Origin of the sequence: Gemmobacter sp., from assembly GCF_016792925.1 — a bacterium.
Classification (GTDB): Bacteria; Pseudomonadota; Alphaproteobacteria; order Rhodobacterales; family Rhodobacteraceae; genus Gemmobacter.
Genome location: NZ_JAEULU010000274.1, coordinates 1 through 15,511 on the forward strand (window position 1 = coordinate 1; position 15,511 = coordinate 15,511).

A 15,511-nucleotide genomic window follows, 5' to 3' on the forward strand; every position below is an offset into this window, starting at 1 on the left:
GTGCGTGGGCGCCGCTGTGGCGCCGCGTCATCCCGTATGTGATCCTTCCCCTGACCTTGCGCCCGGTTCCTTGTGGACCGGGCGTCTTTCCCGCGATCCTGCCGCCGCCATGGGCGCCGCGCCGCATCGGCGATCTGCCGCCAGCGGGCGCTTGCGCGCGCGGAAACGTGTTTTCCTGTCGGAACCGGCTGGGCTATTCTGGCGTTATATAACAAACGCCATCGGAGGCCGAGCATGCGTATTCAATCCCTTCTCATCCTGGGGGCAGCCGCCCTTGTCACCGCCGCCTGCGTGCCGGCCCAGCAGCCCTATTACGGCGCGCAGCAGGGCTATGGCTATCAGCAGCCCGCCGCCAACCCGCTGCAAACCCAAGGTGGGCGCGCCGTTGCAGGCGCTGTGGTCGGCGCGGCCATTGCCGATGCCACGGATGAGAACATGGTCGCCGGTGCCGCGCTTGGCGCGCTGGCCGGGGGCGCCTCTTGCGGCGTGCCGGGCCTGCCCGCCTGCCGCTGAGCCGCTTGGTTCTGATCTGAGCGCTGCCGCTTCGGCGGCCGGACAACACGTTTTCAAGGCCAGTCGGGGTGCGCCCCCGGCTGGCCTTTTGCATTGCTGCGCGCAGGCCCGCGCGCGGCTGGGGAAGTTTCGAGGGAAGGAAGCCGAATGTTCACCAAGATCCTGATTGCCAACCGGGGCGAAATCGCCTGCCGCGTGATCAAGACCGCCCGGAAAATGGGCATCAAGACGGTCGCCGTCTATTCGGATGCCGACCGCAACGCGCTGCATGTGAAAATGGCCGATGAGGCCTATCACATCGGGCCGCCGCCCGCGAACCAGTCTTACATCGTGATCGACAAGATCATGGAGGCGATCCGCGCCACCGGGGCGCAGGCTGTGCATCCGGGCTATGGGTTTCTCAGCGAAAACATGAACTTCGCCGCCGCGCTGGAGGCCGAGGGCGTGGTGTTTGTCGGCCCGCCCAGCCCCGCCATCGAGGCGATGGGGGACAAGATCACCTCCAAGAAGATCGCGATGGAGGCGGGGGTGAACACCGTGCCGGGCTATATGGGCCTGATCGCGGATGCGGAGGAGGCGGTGAAAATCTCGGGCCAGATCGGCTATCCGGTGATGATCAAGGCCAGCGCCGGGGGCGGCGGCAAGGGCATGCGGATCGCCTGGAACGATCAGGAGGCGCGCGAGGGCTTTGAATCCTCGAAGAACGAGGCCGCCAACAGCTTTGGCGATGACCGGATCTTCATCGAGAAATTCGTGACCCAGCCGCGCCATATCGAAATTCAGGTTCTGGCCGACAAGCATGGCAATGCGGTCTATCTGCACGAGCGCGAATGCTCGATCCAGCGCCGGAACCAGAAGGTGATCGAGGAGGCCCCCAGCCCCTTCCTGGATGCGGCGACGCGCAAGGCCATGGGCGAACAGGCGGTCGCGCTGGCCAAGGCGGTGGGCTATACATCGGCGGGCACGGTGGAATTCATCGTGGATGGCAGCCGGAACTTCTATTTCCTCGAAATGAACACCCGGCTTCAGGTGGAACATCCGGTGACCGAGCTGATCACCGGGGTCGATCTGGTGGAACAGATGATCCGCGTGGCGAATGGCGAGCCGCTGCCGTTCCAGCAGGACGACCTGAAGATCAATGGCTGGGCGATGGAAAGCCGCCTTTACGCCGAAGACCCGTACCGCAACTTCCTGCCCTCGATTGGCCGCCTGACCCGCTACCGCCCGCCGGTGGAAGGCCCGACGGCGCGCGGCGGCATCGTGCGCAATGATACCGGCGTCTTTGAAGGCGGCGAGATCAGCATGTATTACGACCCGATGATCGCCAAGCTGTGCAGCTGGGGCCCGACGCGCGAAGCCGCGATCGAGGAGATGCGGCTGGCGCTGGACACGTTCGAGGTGGAGGGGATCGGGCATAACCTGCCGTTCTGCTCGGCCGTGATGGATCACCCGCGCTTTGCCAGCGGCAATATCACCACCGCCTTCATCGCCGAGGAATATCCCGAGGGCTTCCAAGGGGTGAGCCTTGAGGATGCCATGCTGCGCCGCGTGGTGGCGGCAACGGCGGCGATGAACCGGGTGGCCGAGATCCGCCGCACCAAGATTTCCGGCACCATGGACAATCACGAACGCCGGGTGGGCGATGACTGGGTGGTGAGCCTTCAGGGGCAGGCCTATCCGGTGACCATCGCCGCCGACAAGGCGGGATCGACGGTGACCTTCGCCGATGGGCAGGCGCTGCGGGTCAGCAGCGACTGGACGCCGGGCGACCAGCTGGCGCGGGTGGATGTCGATGGCCGCCCGCTGGTGATGAAGGTGGGCAAGGTGCCGATGGGCTTCCGCATCCGGCTGCGCGGCGCCGATCTCAAGGTGCATGTGCGCAGCCCGCGCCAGCATGATCTGGCGCTGCTGATGCCGGAAAAACTGCCGCCCGACACCTCGCGCTTCCTCTTGTGCCCGATGCCGGGGCTGGTGGTGAAGATCAGCGTGGCCGAAGGCGACGAGGTGCAGGAGGGCCAGGCCCTCGCCACGGTCGAGGCGATGAAGATGGAAAACATCCTCAAGGCCGAAAAGCGCGGCGTGGTGAAGAAGATCAATGCCAGCGCGGGCGCCAGCCTGAAGGTGGACGATATCATCATGGAATTCGAGTGAGGGGCTTTGCCCCGCCCTCATTCAACCTGATCCAAATATCCCGGGGGTCCGGGGGCAGCGCCCCCGGCCTGACCGCCAGCACATAGGCTCATCATGACCGACCAAATCGACACCTGGCGCAAGCTTGCCGAAAAAGAGCTGAAGGGCAAAAGCCCCGACAGCCTGACCTGGCAGACGCTGGAAGGCATTGCCGTCAAGCCGCTTTACACCGAGGCCGATACGGCGGCTCTGCCGCATATGGGCAGCCTGCCCGGCCTTGGCCCCTTCACGCGCGGCGTGCGGGCCACGATGTATGCCGGGCGCCCCTGGACGATCCGGCAATATGCGGGGTTTTCCACCGCCGAGGCCTCGAACGCCTTTTACCGCAAGGCGCTGGCTGCGGGGCAGCAGGGCGTCTCGGTGGCCTTCGATCTGGCGACGCATCGCGGCTATGACAGCGACCATCCGCGCGTGGTGGGCGATGTGGGCAAGGCGGGCGTGGCCATCGACTCGGTCGAGGACATGAAGATCCTGTTCGACGGCATTCCGCTGGAAAAGATCAGCGTGTCGATGACGATGAATGGCGCCGTGATCCCGATCCTCGCCAATTTCATCGTCACCGGCGAGGAACAGGGCGTGCCGCGCGCCGAGCTGTCGGGCACCATTCAGAATGACATTCTGAAAGAGTTCATGGTGCGGAATACTTACGTCTACCCACCCGAACCCTCGATGCGGATCATCGCCGACATCATCGAATACACCGCCAAGGAGATGCCCAAGTTCAACTCCATCTCGATCTCCGGTTATCACATGCAGGAGGCGGGTGCGAACCTGGTGCAGGAGCTGGCCTATACGCTGGCCGACGGGCGCGAATATGTGCGCGCGGCCATTGCGCGCGGCATGAATGTGGATGACTTCGCCGGTCGCCTGTCGTTCTTCTTTGCCATCGGGATGAATTTCTTCATGGAGGCGGCGAAGCTGCGCGCGGCGCGTCTCTTGTGGCACCGCATCATGAGCGAATTTGCCCCGAAGAAACCCGGCAGCCTGATGCTGCGCACCCATTGCCAGACCTCGGGCGTGTCCTTGCAAGAGCAAGACCCCTATAACAACGTGGTGCGCACCGCCTATGAGGCGATGGCGGCGGCGCTAGGCGGCACGCAATCGCTGCATACCAATGCGCTCGATGAGGCGATTGCGCTGCCCACCGAGTTTTCGGCCCGCATCGCGCGCAACACGCAGCTGATCCTGCAAGAGGAAACCGGGGTGACCAAGGTGGTCGATCCGCTGGCGGGCTCTTACTATGTCGAAAGCCTGACCGCGGAACTGGCCGAAAAGGCCTGGGCGCTGATCGAGGAGGTCGAGGCCATGGGCGGCATGACCAAGGCCGTGGCCTCGGGCATGCCCAAGCTGCGCATCGAGGAATCGGCGGCGCGGCGGCAGGCGATGATCGACCGGGGCGAGGAGGTGATTGTCGGGGTGAACAAGTATCGCCTCGCCAAGGAAGACCCGATCGACATTCTGGATATCGACAATGTGGCGGTGCGTGAAAGCCAGATCGCCCGGCTGAACACCATGCGCGCCACCCGCGACGAGGCGGCCTGTCAGGCGGCCTTGGCCGAGGTCAGCCGCCGCGCGGCGGAGGGCGGCAATCTGCTGGAAGCGGCGGTGGAGGCCTCGCGGGCGCGGGCCTCGGTGGGCGAGATCAGCGACGCGATGGAGAAGGTCTTCGGGCGTCACCGGGCGGAGGTGAAAACTTTGGCAGGGGTTTATGGTGCCGCCTATGAGGGCGATGACGGCTTTGCGCAGATCCAGCAGGATGTGGAGGATTTCGCGGCAGAGGAGGGCCGCCGCCCGCGCATGCTGGTGGTGAAGATGGGGCAGGACGGCCATGACCGGGGCGCCAAGGTCATCGCCACCGCCTTTGCCGATATCGGCTTTGACGTGGATGTGGGGCCGCTGTTCCAGACGCCCGAGGAAGCCGCGCAGGATGCCATCGACAATGATGTGCATGTGATCGGCATCTCCAGCCAGGCGGCGGGGCACAAGACCCTGGCCCCCAAGCTGGTCGAGGCGCTGAGCGCTGCCGGGGCCGGGGATATTCTGGTGATCTGCGGCGGGGTGATTCCGCAGCAGGATTACGATTTCCTCTATCGCAACGGGGTGAAGGCGATTTTTGGCCCCGGCACCAATATCCCCAATGCGGCGCGCGACATCCTGAAACTGATCCGCGCGGCGCGGGGATAAGCCACCGTTAGCGCCACCATGCCCGCTTGTTCCCTGTGCGGCCGCCCGCTAGTCTGGCGCCGCAACAGGGGAGGCGGGCATGGCATTACGATGGGGCATTCTGGGGGCGGCGAAATTCGCGCGGGAACATATGGCCCCGGCCATCCACGCCGCCAAGGGGGCGGAGCTGGTGGCGCTGGCGACCTCGGATGCGTCAAAAGCCGCTGGTTTTCAGGCCTTTGCGCCGGGCCTGCGCCTGCATGACAGCTATGAGGCGCTGCTGGCCGATGCGGGCGTCGATGCGGTCTATCTGCCGCTGCCCAATCATCTGCATGTGGAATGGGCGCTGAAGGCGATTGCAGCGGGCAAGCATGTGCTGTGCGAAAAGCCGATGGCGATGCAGGCGGCGGAATTCGACGCGCTGATCGCGGCGCGCGATGCGAGCGGGTTGCTGGTCTCCGAAGCCTATATGATCACCCATCACCCGCAATGGCAAAAGGCGCGCGATCTGATCGCGGGCGGCGCGATTGGCCGGGTGGAGCATGTGGATACCGCCTTCAGCTATGACAACCGCACGGAGCCGGGCAATATCCGCAACCGCCCCGAAACCGGCGGCGGCGGCATCCGGGATATTGGCGTCTATACCTATGGCTCGGTGCGCTTTGCCACCGGGGCCGAGCCTGTGGCGCTGCAAGCGCGGCTGAAACGCGAAAACGGCGTGGACACTTTCGCGCAGGTAACGGGCGAAATGGCGGGCGCGGCGGGGCGCTTCACCTATTCCGCCATCACCTCGATGCGGCTCTTTCCCCGGCAAGAGGTGGTGTTTCAGGGCGAGGCCGGGCTCATCCGGCTGACGGCCCCGTTCAATGCCGGCCTGTTCGGCGAGGCACAGCTGGAGCTGCACCGGGCGGGCGCGGTGTCGGAGCTGTTCCGCTGGCCCGGCGTGAACCAATATGTGCTGCAAGTGGAGGCCTTCACCCGCAGCGTGGAGGCGGGCGCGGCGTGGGTCTGCCCGCTGGAGTTCTCCAAGGGCACGCAAGCGATGATGGATCAGGTTTTCGCCGTCGGCACCGAGATCTGACCGTCGCCGGGGGGCTGTCTGCCCCCCACGCCTCCCTGCGGGAGGCTCCCCCCGAGGATATTTTTGAACAGATGAAAGCCTCAGGGGCAGCGCCTCAATTCATCTGTTCAAAAATATCCTCAGGGGGTGAGGGCCGCAGGCCCGAGGGGGCGCGAGCGCCCCCTGTCTTAATCCACAGTGACCACGATCTTGCCGGTGGATTTGCGGGCGCGCAGCATCTCCAGCGCCTCTGCGGCGCGGTCGAGGGGGAAGCGCGCGCCGATATGGGGGCGCAGGTGGCCTTCGGCGATCCAGGCGGCGAGGGTTTGCAGGCTGGCGGTCAGCACCTCGGGGCGGAAGGCGAGGTAGCCGCCCCAATAAAGGCCCATCACCGAGAGGTTTTTCACCAGCAGCAGGTTGGCGGGCACTTGCGGCACCTCGCCCCCGGCAAAGCCGATGGCGAGCAGGCGGCCTTCGGGGCGGGTGGCGCGCAGGGCTTCCAGGAAGCCGGGGCCGCCGACGCTGTCATACATCACGTCGATGCCGCCAAGCGCCTTGAGTTGACCGCGCAGGTCGGGGCTGTCGCTGTCGATCAGGTGGTCGGCCCCGGCGGCGCGGGCGATTTCCAGCTTGTCCGCGCCGCGCGCCGAGGCGATGATGCGGGCGCCCATGCGTTTGCCGATCTCCACCGCCGTCAGGCCAACCCCCCCGGCGGCGCCGGTGACGAAGAGCGTCTCGCCCGGTTGCAGCCGCGCCTTGTGATCCAGCGCCAGATGCGAGGTGCCATAGGCGACCTGAAAGGCGGCGGCGGTGTCATACGCCATGTTGGCGGGCAAGGGCAGGCAGCGGCTCGCCGCCACGCAGACCTCGGGCGCGAGGCCGCCCTGGCCGGGAAAGCCTGCAACCCGGTCGCCGGGGGCGAAGCCCGTCACGCCGGGCCCGATCTCCAGCACCTCGCCCGCCACCTCCATGCCGAGGGTGAAGGGCGTTTGCGGCGTATCCTGATACTTGCCCTCAATCATCAGCAGATCGGCGAAATTCAACCCGCAGGCGCGGGTGCGGATGCGGATTTCCCCCGCTTTCAACGCCGGTCGCGGCATCGGGGCAAAGGCAGGCGTGGCGCCGGGACCGGAAATCTGATAGGCCTTCACTCTGGTCTCCTGCTGTTGGACGGGGCGAGATTACCGGCGGTGATTCTCTTGTCCAGCCCCCAAGCGGTGCCAAGCAAGGGCGTATCTGTGTAACCGTGCTGTGGCAAAGCGGTGAAAACTTTGCAAAAATTCCCGGTAGCTCTGGGAAAAACCCTGCAAAATCCGCTTGTTGCACTTGCGTATAGCAAGCCTGTCCAAAAAGACAGGTTTTGTGATCAAACTAGACGTGGAAAACAGGAGAAACTCGGCCTAGCCTTACATCTATAGGCTGCGTAGGCCGCGCCCGGGGCACCGGGCCAGTTCGAGAGGGAGTACCGAAATGAAGCACCCCGTGGATGCGCATGTGGGCAAACGGATTCGTCACCGCCGCTGGATGGTGGGCATGACGCAACAACAGCTGGCCGATCGTGTGGGCATCAAATTCCAGCAGATCCAGAAATACGAGACCGGCATGAACCGCGTCTCGGCTTCGCGGCTTTGGGATATTGCGGATACGCTGGGGGTGAATATCGGTTTCTTCTTTGAAGGGATCGACGAGGCCCGCGAGGCGCCGAGCCCGGTGGAGGGGGACATCCTCGCTGACAAGGAAGCGCTGGAGCTGGTGCGGTCTTACTATGCCATTCCCGAAGCGCAGCGCCGCCGCCTGTTCGATCTGGCCCGCGTGCTGAGCGACGCCGCCTGAACAGCGGGGGCCGCCCCCGGAGCGGCCTTGACCGGCACTGCCGCCGTTGCCCCGGGCCCTGGGGGCAACCGGTTGCGGCTGCTGGAAACCAGCTGAGGGCCTGACCTGCCGAGAGGCCGCCGGATCTGCTCCGGCGGCTTTTGTCATGCGCGGCGCAGGCTTGACCGGCGGGCAGGGGGCGTTTAGCCCGGAGGGGCCGCATCAAGGGAGCGCCGCCATGACCAGACAGAACCTCAGCGAAACCGAGCGGGCCGAGTTGATCGCGGTGGCGCATGCGCTGGCCGATGCCGCGCGGGGCGCGACGCTGGCGCATTTCCGGCAGGCCGATCTGACGGCGGACAGCAAGGAGGATGCGCGCTTTGATCCGGTGACGGTGGCGGATCGCGCGTCAGAGGCCGCGATGCGCGCCATCCTGGCCGAGCGCCGCCCGCAAGACGGCATCCTGGGCGAGGAAATGGGCGCCAGCGCGGGCAGCTCGGGCCTGACCTGGGTGCTGGACCCGATCGACGGCACGCGCTCTTACCTGTGCGGCACGCCGACCTGGGGCGTGCTGATCTCGGTCGCGGATGCGGCGGGGCCGGTCTATGGGCTGATCGACCAACCCTATATCGGCGAGCGCTTCGAGGGCGGCTTTGGCCGCGCCGCGATGCAGGGGCCGCATTGGGCGCGCCCCTTGCGCACCCGCCCGGCACGCCCGCTGGCCGAATGCATCATCATGACCACCTTCCCCGAAGTGGGCAGCGCCGCCGAGGGCGAGGCCTTTCACCGGCTGGCGCAGCAGTGCCGCCTGACCCGCTATGGCACCGATTGCTACGCCTATGCCTTGCTGGCGGCGGGGCATATCGACCTTGTGGTCGAGGCGGGTTTGCAGGCCTATGACGTGCAGGCCCCCATCGCTGTGATCGAGGCGGCGGGCGGCGTCGTCACCGATTGGGCGGGCGCACCGGCGCATCAGGGCGGGCGGGTGCTGGCGGCCAGCCACGCCGAGGTGCATCAGGCGGCCATGGTCGCCCTGCGGGGCTGAGGTTGGATTTGGATATTTGGATCAGGTTGAAGGACAGGTTGCGTTCAACCTGATATAAATTCCGTCTTATTTGCGACAGTTCGGGGCTTGGTCGTCCGGGCCTGTTGCGCTACTGTTCCCCTCGACGCGGCGAGTCCTTCCCCCTTCTGTCGCGCGTCCGTGAGATTTCACCGAAGGGGCGTTGTCGCAACGGGGGACTCGCGCATGAATTCTGAAATCCTGATCCGCAAGGCGGATGTCGTGGTCACCATGGATGGCCAGCGGGCCGAGATCGCGGGCGGCGATGTGCTGATCCGCGGCGGGGTGATTGCGGCAGTGGGGCAGGGGCTGACGACGCGCGGCACGGTGATCGAGGCGGCGGGCTGTGTCGTCACGCCGGGCCTTGTGAACACCCATCATCACCTTTACCAGACCCTGACCCGCGCGGTGCCGGGCGGGCAGGATGCGCTGCTGTTTGGCTGGCTGAAAACCCTCTATCCGATCTGGGCGCGCTTCGGGCCGGAGGAGATCTTCACCTCGGCGCAGGTGGGCTTGGCCGAGCTGGCGCTGTCAGGCTGCACCCTGACCTCCGATCACCTTTACATGTATCCCAATGGCGCGCGGCTGGAGGATACGATCCATGCCGCCGCCGAGATCGGATTGCGCTTTCACCCGACGCGAGGCGCCATGAGCATTGGCGAAAGCGCGGGCGGTCTGCCGCCCGATGCGCTGGTGGAGCGCGAGGCGGCGATTCTGGAGGATATGATCCGGGTGGTCGATGCCTTCCATGATCCGGCGGAAGGCGCCATGGTGCGGGTGGGGCTGGCGCCCTGTTCGCCCTTCTCGGTCAGCCGCGATCTGATGCGCGATGCGGCGCTGCTTGCGCGCGACAAGGGCGTGATGCTGCACACCCATCTGGCCGAGAATGACGAGGATGTGGCCTATTCGCTGGCGCAGTTCGGCTGCCGCCCCGGCCAATATGCCGAGGATCTGGGCTGGGTGGGCGAAGATGTCTGGCATGCCCATTGCGTGAAACTGGACGCGCAGGAGATCGGCCTCTTTGCCCGCTCGCGCACGGGCGTGGCGCATTGCCCCTGTTCCAACTGCCGGCTGGGCAGCGGCATCGCGCCGCTGCGGGCGATGCGCGATGCCGGGGTGAAGGTGGGGCTGGGTGTCGATGGCTCGGCCAGCAATGATGCGGGCAATCTGGTGGGCGAGGCGCGGCAGGCCATGCTGTTGCAGCGGGTTGCACGGGGCGCCGATGCGATGAGCGCGCGCGAGGCGCTGGAGATCGCCACCTTGGGCGGGGCGCAGGTGCTGGGGCGGCCAGATTGCGGCAGCCTCGCCCCCGGCAAACGCGCCGATCTGGCGATCTGGGACATGCGCGGGATCGAGGCGGCCGGCGCATGGGATCCGGTGGCGGCCCTGATGCTTTGCGGCCCCACGCGGGTGCGCGACCTGATCGTGGAGGGGCGCCCGGTGGTGCGCGACGGCCATGTGGTGACGCTCGATCTGCCCGCCGTCATCGCGCGGCAACAGGCGATGGCGCGGTGGCTCGCGGGGCTCTGAGCAGTTGTCACCGCCGCGCGGCTGAGGCATGACGGGGGAAAGCATCAGGAGGCCGCGATGAGCCACGATTACATAGCCCAGCAAGCCGAAACCTTTGAAAGCTTCGAGGCTTTCGCCAAGGACGCCCCCGAGGTGGCGGTGGTGACCTATCAGTTCTACCCCGAAGATGTGGAGCCGAAATGGGAGGCCGTGCAAAAGGCGCTGGAGGCGCGCGGCTTTCGCGTGACGCGCGATGATGAGGACGAGCTGCTGGATGCCGAGATCGGCCCGCTGAAAATCAGCGCTGCCGTGATCTGGCAGCATGAAAAGATCGCCACCGAAATCGCGCTGAAATTCGATTTCACCCCGGATGGCTGGGGCCTGATCGAGGAATAAGGGGGGGGCGCCCCCTCATTTTCTGTTCAAAAATATCCTCGGGGGGAGCTTCCCGCAGGGAAGCGTGGGGGGCAGACAGCCCCCCTGCCACGTCTCCGAAGCGCTGTCAGAACCGGATCACACCAGTTTCCGTCACCAGCGCGTCCAGCGGCTGATCCACGGGTTCCACCGGCACCTCGGGCAATTCCTGCGCGGCGAAGGCAAAGCCTATCGCAATCGTCGGACGTTTGGCGCGCAGGCCTTCCAGCGTGCGGTCATAGAACCCGCCGCCATAGCCAAGGCGAAAGCCCCGGCGATCCCAGGCGACCATCGGCACGATGAGGATCTCCGGCTCGATCCACGCGCCTTCCGCCGGGATTTTCGCGCCGAACTCGCCCTCGATCAGGGCGCAGCCGGGCGTCCATGCGCGAAATTTCAGCGGCTGGCCCGCGCCCATGATCACCGGCACGCCGACCGGGCCTTGATGGGCGGCCATGGCCTCGCTGGGGTCGATCTCGGTGCGCATGGCCATATAGCCCGCCAGCGGTTTGGCGCCATATTCGGCCAGCAGATCGGCCAGCAGCGCGGCGGCCTGGCCTTGCCCGGCGGCAAAGGCCTGTTTGCGCGCGGCGAAGGCGGTCTTGCGCGCCTCGGCCTTCAGCTCGGAAATGGTCGTCATAGCAGCACCACGGTGGCAAGGCCCAGAAAGGCAAAGAATCCGAACACATCCGTCATGGTGGTGACGAAGGTGCCCGAGGACAATGCCGGATCAAACCCCGCGCGGTCGAGCAGAAGCGGCACAATCACGCCCGCCAGCGCCGCGATCAGCAGATTGACCACCAGCGCCGCCCCCAGCACCAGCCCCAGCAGCGGCAGGCCAAAGAGGCTCCAGCCCACGGCGCCCATGATCATCGCGAAGGTCAGGCCGTTGATCAGCCCCACCCCGGCCTCGCGCCGCACTACGCGCAGGGCGTTTTGCGCCGTCAGGTCGCGCGTCGCCAGCGCCCGCACCGCCACGGTGAGCGATTGCGTGCCCGCATTGCCGCCCATCGAGGCCACGATGGGCATCAGCGCCGCCAGCGCCACCAGCGCGGAAATCGTGCCCTCGAACATCGAGATCACGAAAGCGGCGAGATTGGCGGTGACCAGATTGACCATCAGCCAGGGGATGCGGCTGCGCACCGTCGCCAGCACCCCATCGGAAATCGAGCTTTCATCGCCCACGCCCGCCAGGCGCAGCATGTCTTCCTCGTGTTCCTCGTCCAGCACATTCATCGCGTCGTCGATGGTGATGACGCCGACCAGCCGCCCGTTCACATCCACCACCGGGCAGGAAATCAGGTGATACTGGTTGAAGATATAGGCCACATCGGATTCCTCATCCGTGGCCTCGATGGTGCGGAAGCTGTCCTCCACGATCTCGCGCAGCGCCACCGCGCGGCGGGAGGACAGGAGCCGCCCCAGCGTGACATAGCCCTTGGGCCGCATGCGCGGATCAATCAGGATCACATGATAGAACTGGTCCGGCAGGTGGTCAGCCTCGCGCAGAAAGTCGATGGCTTCGCCCACGGTCCAGTGTTCGGGGGCCACCACCACTTCGCGCTGCATCAGGCGCCCGGCGGAATATTCGGGATAAGCGAGGGCCTGTTCCACCGCCACGCGGTCGGCAACCTCCAGCGCCTCAAGGATTTTCTCCTGCTGCGGCGCTTCGAGGTCTTCGAGGATGTCCACCACGTCATCGGTGTCCAGCTCGCGCATGGCCTCGGCCACCACGTCTTGCGGCAGGGCCTCGATGACCTCCTCGCGGATCGATTCGTCGATTTCCGACAGGATGTCGCCGTCGATCTCGGCGGCGTAAAGCGCCAAGAAATCACGCCGGTCAGCCGGGCCGATCTGTTCCAGAAGGTCGGCGATGTCGGCGGCATGCAGCGGTTCGACCAGCGCGCGCAGGCGCAGGCCATCGCCCGCCTCGACCGCTTCGAGAATCGCGCTGACGCGGCGCGGGTCCAGCGCCTCTTCCTCGTCCATCGCTGCCTGCTGTTCGATCATCGCGCCCCCGGATTGATTGCGCCGACCTTATGCGAAGCAGTTTCAAAGAAACAGGGTGCAGCAGGAAATTTACGGATGGCATGCAAGGCTGTAGGCTGATGAGGGATGCGAAAAGGGAAATGCCGATGAGCGATCTGCTGTTGGGCCGGGTGCTGTCTTTCACCGCCGATCCGTTCGAGGCGGGCGAGGGTGCGGCGCGGCTGGACGAGGCGGTGGTGCTGGAGGCGGGCCGCATCGTGGCAGTCGGGGGGGCCGAGGCCCTGCGGCGGGCTCATCCCGGCGCGCGCGTCACCGATTACGGCGCTTGCGTGATTTCAGCCGGTTTCGTCGATGCTCATGTGCATTACCCGCAAACCGCGATCATCGCGAGCTGGGGCAAGCGGCTGATTGATTGGCTGAACAGCTATACATTCCCCGAGGAGATGCGCTTTGCCGATCCGGCCTATGCCGAAGCTGTGGCGGCGCGCTATCTGGATCTGACGCGGGCGCATGGCACCACCTCGGTTTGCAGCTATGCCACCATTCACCCGGCCTCGGTCGAGGCGCTGATGGCGGAGGCGCAGGCGCGGGGCCAGCGGATCTGGACCGGCAAGACCTGCATGGACCGCAACGCCCCCGAGGGTCTGCGCGACACGGCGCAATCGGCCTATGATGACAGCGCGGCGCTGCTGGCGAAATGGCATGGGGTGGGGCGGTTGTCCTATGTGATCACGCCACGCTTTTCGCCCACCTCCACGCCCGCGCAGCTGGAGGCGATGGGGGCGCTTTGGGCCGCCAACCCGTCTTGCCTGATGCAGACGCATCTGAGCGAGCAGGTCGATGAAATCGCCTGGGTGAAGGGGCTGTTCCCGCAGGCGCGGGACTATCTCGATACTTATGAGGCCTTTGGCCTTTTGGGCAAGGGCGGGCTTTACGGCCACGCCATCCATCTGGAACCGCGCGAGAAAGACCGGCTGCGCGAGGTGGATGGCAGCCTGATCCATTGCCCGACCTCCAACACCTTCATTGGGTCGGGGCTGTTTGATATGGGCGGGTTGAAGGCGGCGGGGCATCGCATTGGCCTTGCGACCGATACCGGGGGCGGCTCGTCCTTCTCGATGCTGCGCACCATGGCGGCGGCCTATGAGGTGGGCCAGCTGCGCGGGCGCCCGCTGCATCCGGCGGAACTGTGGTGGCTGGCCACGCAAGGCAGCGCTCGCAGCCTGCATGCCGATCACCTGATCGGCAATATCGCGCCGGGGATGGAGGCCGATCTGGTGGTGGTCGATCTGGCCTCCACCCCCGCCATCGCGCAGGCCAGCGCCCGGGCCGAAACCCTGTGGCAGGCGCTGTTTCCGACCATCATGATGGGCGATGACCGGGCGATCCGCGCGGTCTGGATCGGTGGCACCCCCGGCTAGACCCGATCAAAGACCGAGCCCATGCGCGGCGCGAACAGCCGCTCATACAGCCGCAAGAGGCCTGCATCGGTGAGGCTCGCCACATGATCGGCAATGGCGCGCGGGTCTTGCGCCAGTCGGGCCAGCACCTCGCGCGGCAGCAGGCGGTCGGGCGCGCTGGAGAGCGCCTCATAGACGGCGGCGACCATGGTTTGCCCCTTCACCTCCAGCTGCTGCACGGCAGGGCTGCGGATCACATGATCCATCACAAAGCCCTTCAGCGCCTCAAGAAGGCGGCAGTGATCCTCGGGCAGGGCGGCGCGCCAGGCCAGCAGCGGATGGGCGAAGCGCGGCACCGGGCGCAGGCACACGGCGGTGATGAAATGCCCGACCAGCCGCCCGATCATCGCCTTGCGCGCCACCGCATCGCCAAACAGCCCGGCGATCAGGGCATCAAGGCCGGGGGCAAAGCCATCGCAAACTTCTGGCGGCAAGGCTGCGCGCAGCTGCGCCTCGGTCACCAGACCAAGCGCCACGGCATCCTCCAGATCATGCACGCCATAGGCAATGTCATCGGCCAGATCCATCAGGCTGCAATCCAGCGATTTGTGCCGGGTTTTCGCGTGCTGGCCGGGGCGGGGCTGCGCCTCGACAAAACCGGCGCGATCCTCGGGTGACAGGGGCGCCAGCACCCAATCCACCACCCCGGCCTCGGAGGCGAGATAGCCTTTGGGCGGGGCAGAGGCGGTCGCGTCGATCATCCGCAGCATCTCGGCCCCCACCAGCGCCGGGCGCATTGCCGGATTGGCCAGATCGGGCAGGGCAGCGGGGTATTTCAGCACGCCCAGCAGGCTGCGCCGGGTCAGATTGGCGCCATCTTGCGGCGAGAAGCTCTCCAGTCGCGCCAGAAGGCGCAGGGTCTGGCCATTGCCCTCGAAGCCGCCCGCATCGCGCAGGCACCAGTTCAGCGCCACCTCGCCGCCATGGCCGAAGGGCGGATGGCCCAGATCATGCGCACAGGCGATGGCATGGATGCGGGCGTGATCGGGCAGGGGGGCGTCGCTTTTGCCGCGCAGCTCGGCCACCAGCCCGCCCGCGATCTGCGCCACCTCCAGCGAATGCGTCAGCCGGGTGCGGTAGAAATCGCCCTCGCCAATCGACAGGATCTGGGTCTTGCCCTGCAAGCGCCGGAACGAGGCGGAGTGGATCACCCGCGCATAATCCACCTCGGACGGCCCGCGCGCATCCGCGCCGCGCCCCGTGCCGCCTGCATCCCGCCGCGCATCCCACTCACCAGTCATGCTTTTTCTGTCTCAAAAATATCCTCGGGGGAGGCCCGCAGGGCCGTGGGGGGCAGACAGCCCCCCTGCTACAGGGGCAAAGGCGCGCAGGCAGCCT

General features: G+C 66.2%; 14 protein-coding genes. 10 read left to right on the forward strand and 4 right to left on the reverse strand.

What is annotated here, in order from left to right:
* The 5 genes from JNN06_RS12990 to JNN06_RS13010 form a co-directional block, all read left to right on the forward strand.
* The coding region (locus JNN06_RS12990; RefSeq protein WP_291240017.1) for a hypothetical protein at positions 1-212 on the forward strand (212 nt) is incomplete at its 5' end.
* 22 nt (positions 213-234) lie between these two features.
* On the forward strand, positions 235-513 hold the full coding sequence (locus JNN06_RS12995) for a hypothetical protein (RefSeq protein WP_291240018.1): 279 nt from the start codon (positions 235-237) through the stop codon (positions 511-513).
* A gap of 147 nt (positions 514-660) precedes the next feature.
* Positions 661-2,664, forward strand: a complete 2,004-nt coding sequence (locus tag JNN06_RS13000) for an acetyl/propionyl/methylcrotonyl-CoA carboxylase subunit alpha (protein WP_291240019.1) — start codon at positions 661-663, stop codon at positions 2,662-2,664.
* A 93-nt stretch (positions 2,665-2,757) separates the two neighbouring features.
* On the forward strand, positions 2,758-4,887 hold the full coding sequence (gene scpA / locus JNN06_RS13005) for a methylmalonyl-CoA mutase (protein WP_291240020.1): 2,130 nt from the start codon (positions 2,758-2,760) through the stop codon (positions 4,885-4,887).
* A 79-nt stretch (positions 4,888-4,966) separates the two neighbouring features.
* Entirely contained in the window at positions 4,967-5,947 is a 981-nt protein-coding gene (locus JNN06_RS13010; RefSeq protein WP_291240021.1) for a Gfo/Idh/MocA family oxidoreductase, read from the forward strand.
* A 167-nt stretch (positions 5,948-6,114) separates the two neighbouring features.
* Here JNN06_RS13010 and JNN06_RS13015 read toward each other — a convergent pair whose 3' ends face one another.
* On the reverse strand, positions 6,115-7,026 hold the full coding sequence (locus tag JNN06_RS13015) for an NADPH:quinone oxidoreductase family protein (RefSeq protein WP_291240030.1): 912 nt from the start codon (positions 7,024-7,026) through the stop codon (positions 6,115-6,117).
* Between the two features lie 370 nt (positions 7,027-7,396).
* Here JNN06_RS13015 and JNN06_RS13020 point away from each other — a divergent pair, with 370 nt between their 5' ends.
* From JNN06_RS13020 to JNN06_RS13035, 4 genes are all read left to right on the forward strand, one after another.
* Positions 7,397-7,759 carry a helix-turn-helix transcriptional regulator gene (locus JNN06_RS13020; RefSeq protein WP_291240022.1) on the forward strand — a complete coding sequence of 121 codons (363 nt, stop codon included), beginning with the start codon at positions 7,397-7,399 and terminating at the stop codon, positions 7,757-7,759.
* A gap of 217 nt (positions 7,760-7,976) precedes the next feature.
* Entirely contained in the window at positions 7,977-8,783 is an 807-nt protein-coding gene (hisN, locus tag JNN06_RS13025) for a histidinol-phosphatase (protein WP_291240023.1), read from the forward strand.
* Positions 8,784-8,987: 204 nt separating this feature from the next.
* Positions 8,988-10,331, forward strand: a complete 1,344-nt coding sequence (locus JNN06_RS13030) for an 8-oxoguanine deaminase (RefSeq protein WP_291240024.1) — start codon at positions 8,988-8,990, stop codon at positions 10,329-10,331.
* A 57-nt stretch (positions 10,332-10,388) separates the two neighbouring features.
* Complete coding sequence (locus tag JNN06_RS13035; RefSeq protein WP_291240025.1) at positions 10,389-10,706, forward strand: ribonuclease E inhibitor RraB; 318 nt, start codon at positions 10,389-10,391, stop codon at positions 10,704-10,706.
* 106 nt (positions 10,707-10,812) lie between these two features.
* Here JNN06_RS13035 and JNN06_RS13040 read toward each other — a convergent pair whose 3' ends face one another.
* Positions 10,813-11,364, reverse strand: a complete 552-nt coding sequence (locus JNN06_RS13040; RefSeq protein ID WP_291240026.1) for a 5-formyltetrahydrofolate cyclo-ligase — start codon at positions 11,362-11,364, stop codon at positions 10,813-10,815.
* Complete coding sequence (gene mgtE / locus JNN06_RS13045; protein ID WP_291240027.1) at positions 11,361-12,734, reverse strand: magnesium transporter; 1,374 nt, start codon at positions 12,732-12,734, stop codon at positions 11,361-11,363. Before mgtE ends, JNN06_RS13040 begins: the two co-directional genes overlap by 4 nt.
* Positions 12,735-12,859: 125 nt before the next feature.
* Here mgtE and guaD point away from each other — a divergent pair, with 125 nt between their 5' ends.
* Positions 12,860-14,134, forward strand: a complete 1,275-nt coding sequence (gene guaD / locus JNN06_RS13050; RefSeq protein ID WP_291240028.1) for a guanine deaminase — start codon at positions 12,860-12,862, stop codon at positions 14,132-14,134.
* On the opposite strand, the gene JNN06_RS13055 is transcribed toward guaD, so the two are convergent.
* Positions 14,131-15,414: an anti-phage deoxyguanosine triphosphatase gene (locus tag JNN06_RS13055; protein ID WP_291240029.1), complete on the reverse strand. Its 1,284-nt coding sequence runs from the start codon at positions 15,412-15,414 to the stop codon at positions 14,131-14,133. The genes guaD and JNN06_RS13055 overlap by 4 nt on opposite strands.
* Positions 15,415-15,511: the final 97 nt, after the last annotated feature.

Excerpts from the sequence above, each read along its gene's own strand:
- JNN06_RS12995 (WP_291240018.1), top strand. The coding sequence starts at position 235 with ATGCGTATTCAATCCCTTCTCATCCTGGGGGCAGCCGCCCTTGTCACC.
- JNN06_RS13000 (WP_291240019.1), top strand. The coding sequence starts at position 661 with ATGTTCACCAAGATCCTGATTGCCAACCGGGGCGAAATCGCCTGCCGC.
- scpA (WP_291240020.1), top strand. The coding sequence starts at position 2,758 with ATGACCGACCAAATCGACACCTGGCGCAAGCTTGCCGAAAAAGAGCTG.
- JNN06_RS13010 (WP_291240021.1), top strand. The coding sequence starts at position 4,967 with ATGGCATTACGATGGGGCATTCTGGGGGCGGCGAAATTCGCGCGGGAA.
- JNN06_RS13015 (WP_291240030.1), bottom strand. The coding sequence starts at position 7,026 with ATGCCGCGACCGGCGTTGAAAGCGGGGGAAATCCGCATCCGCACCCGC.
- JNN06_RS13020 (WP_291240022.1), top strand. The coding sequence starts at position 7,397 with ATGAAGCACCCCGTGGATGCGCATGTGGGCAAACGGATTCGTCACCGC.
- hisN (WP_291240023.1), top strand. The coding sequence starts at position 7,977 with ATGACCAGACAGAACCTCAGCGAAACCGAGCGGGCCGAGTTGATCGCG.
- JNN06_RS13030 (WP_291240024.1), top strand. The coding sequence starts at position 8,988 with ATGAATTCTGAAATCCTGATCCGCAAGGCGGATGTCGTGGTCACCATG.
- JNN06_RS13035 (WP_291240025.1), top strand. The coding sequence starts at position 10,389 with ATGAGCCACGATTACATAGCCCAGCAAGCCGAAACCTTTGAAAGCTTC.
- JNN06_RS13040 (WP_291240026.1), bottom strand. The coding sequence starts at position 11,364 with ATGACGACCATTTCCGAGCTGAAGGCCGAGGCGCGCAAGACCGCCTTC.
- mgtE (WP_291240027.1), bottom strand. The coding sequence starts at position 12,734 with ATGATCGAACAGCAGGCAGCGATGGACGAGGAAGAGGCGCTGGACCCG.
- guaD (WP_291240028.1), top strand. The coding sequence starts at position 12,860 with ATGAGCGATCTGCTGTTGGGCCGGGTGCTGTCTTTCACCGCCGATCCG.
- JNN06_RS13055 (WP_291240029.1), bottom strand. The coding sequence starts at position 15,414 with ATGACTGGTGAGTGGGATGCGCGGCGGGATGCAGGCGGCACGGGGCGC.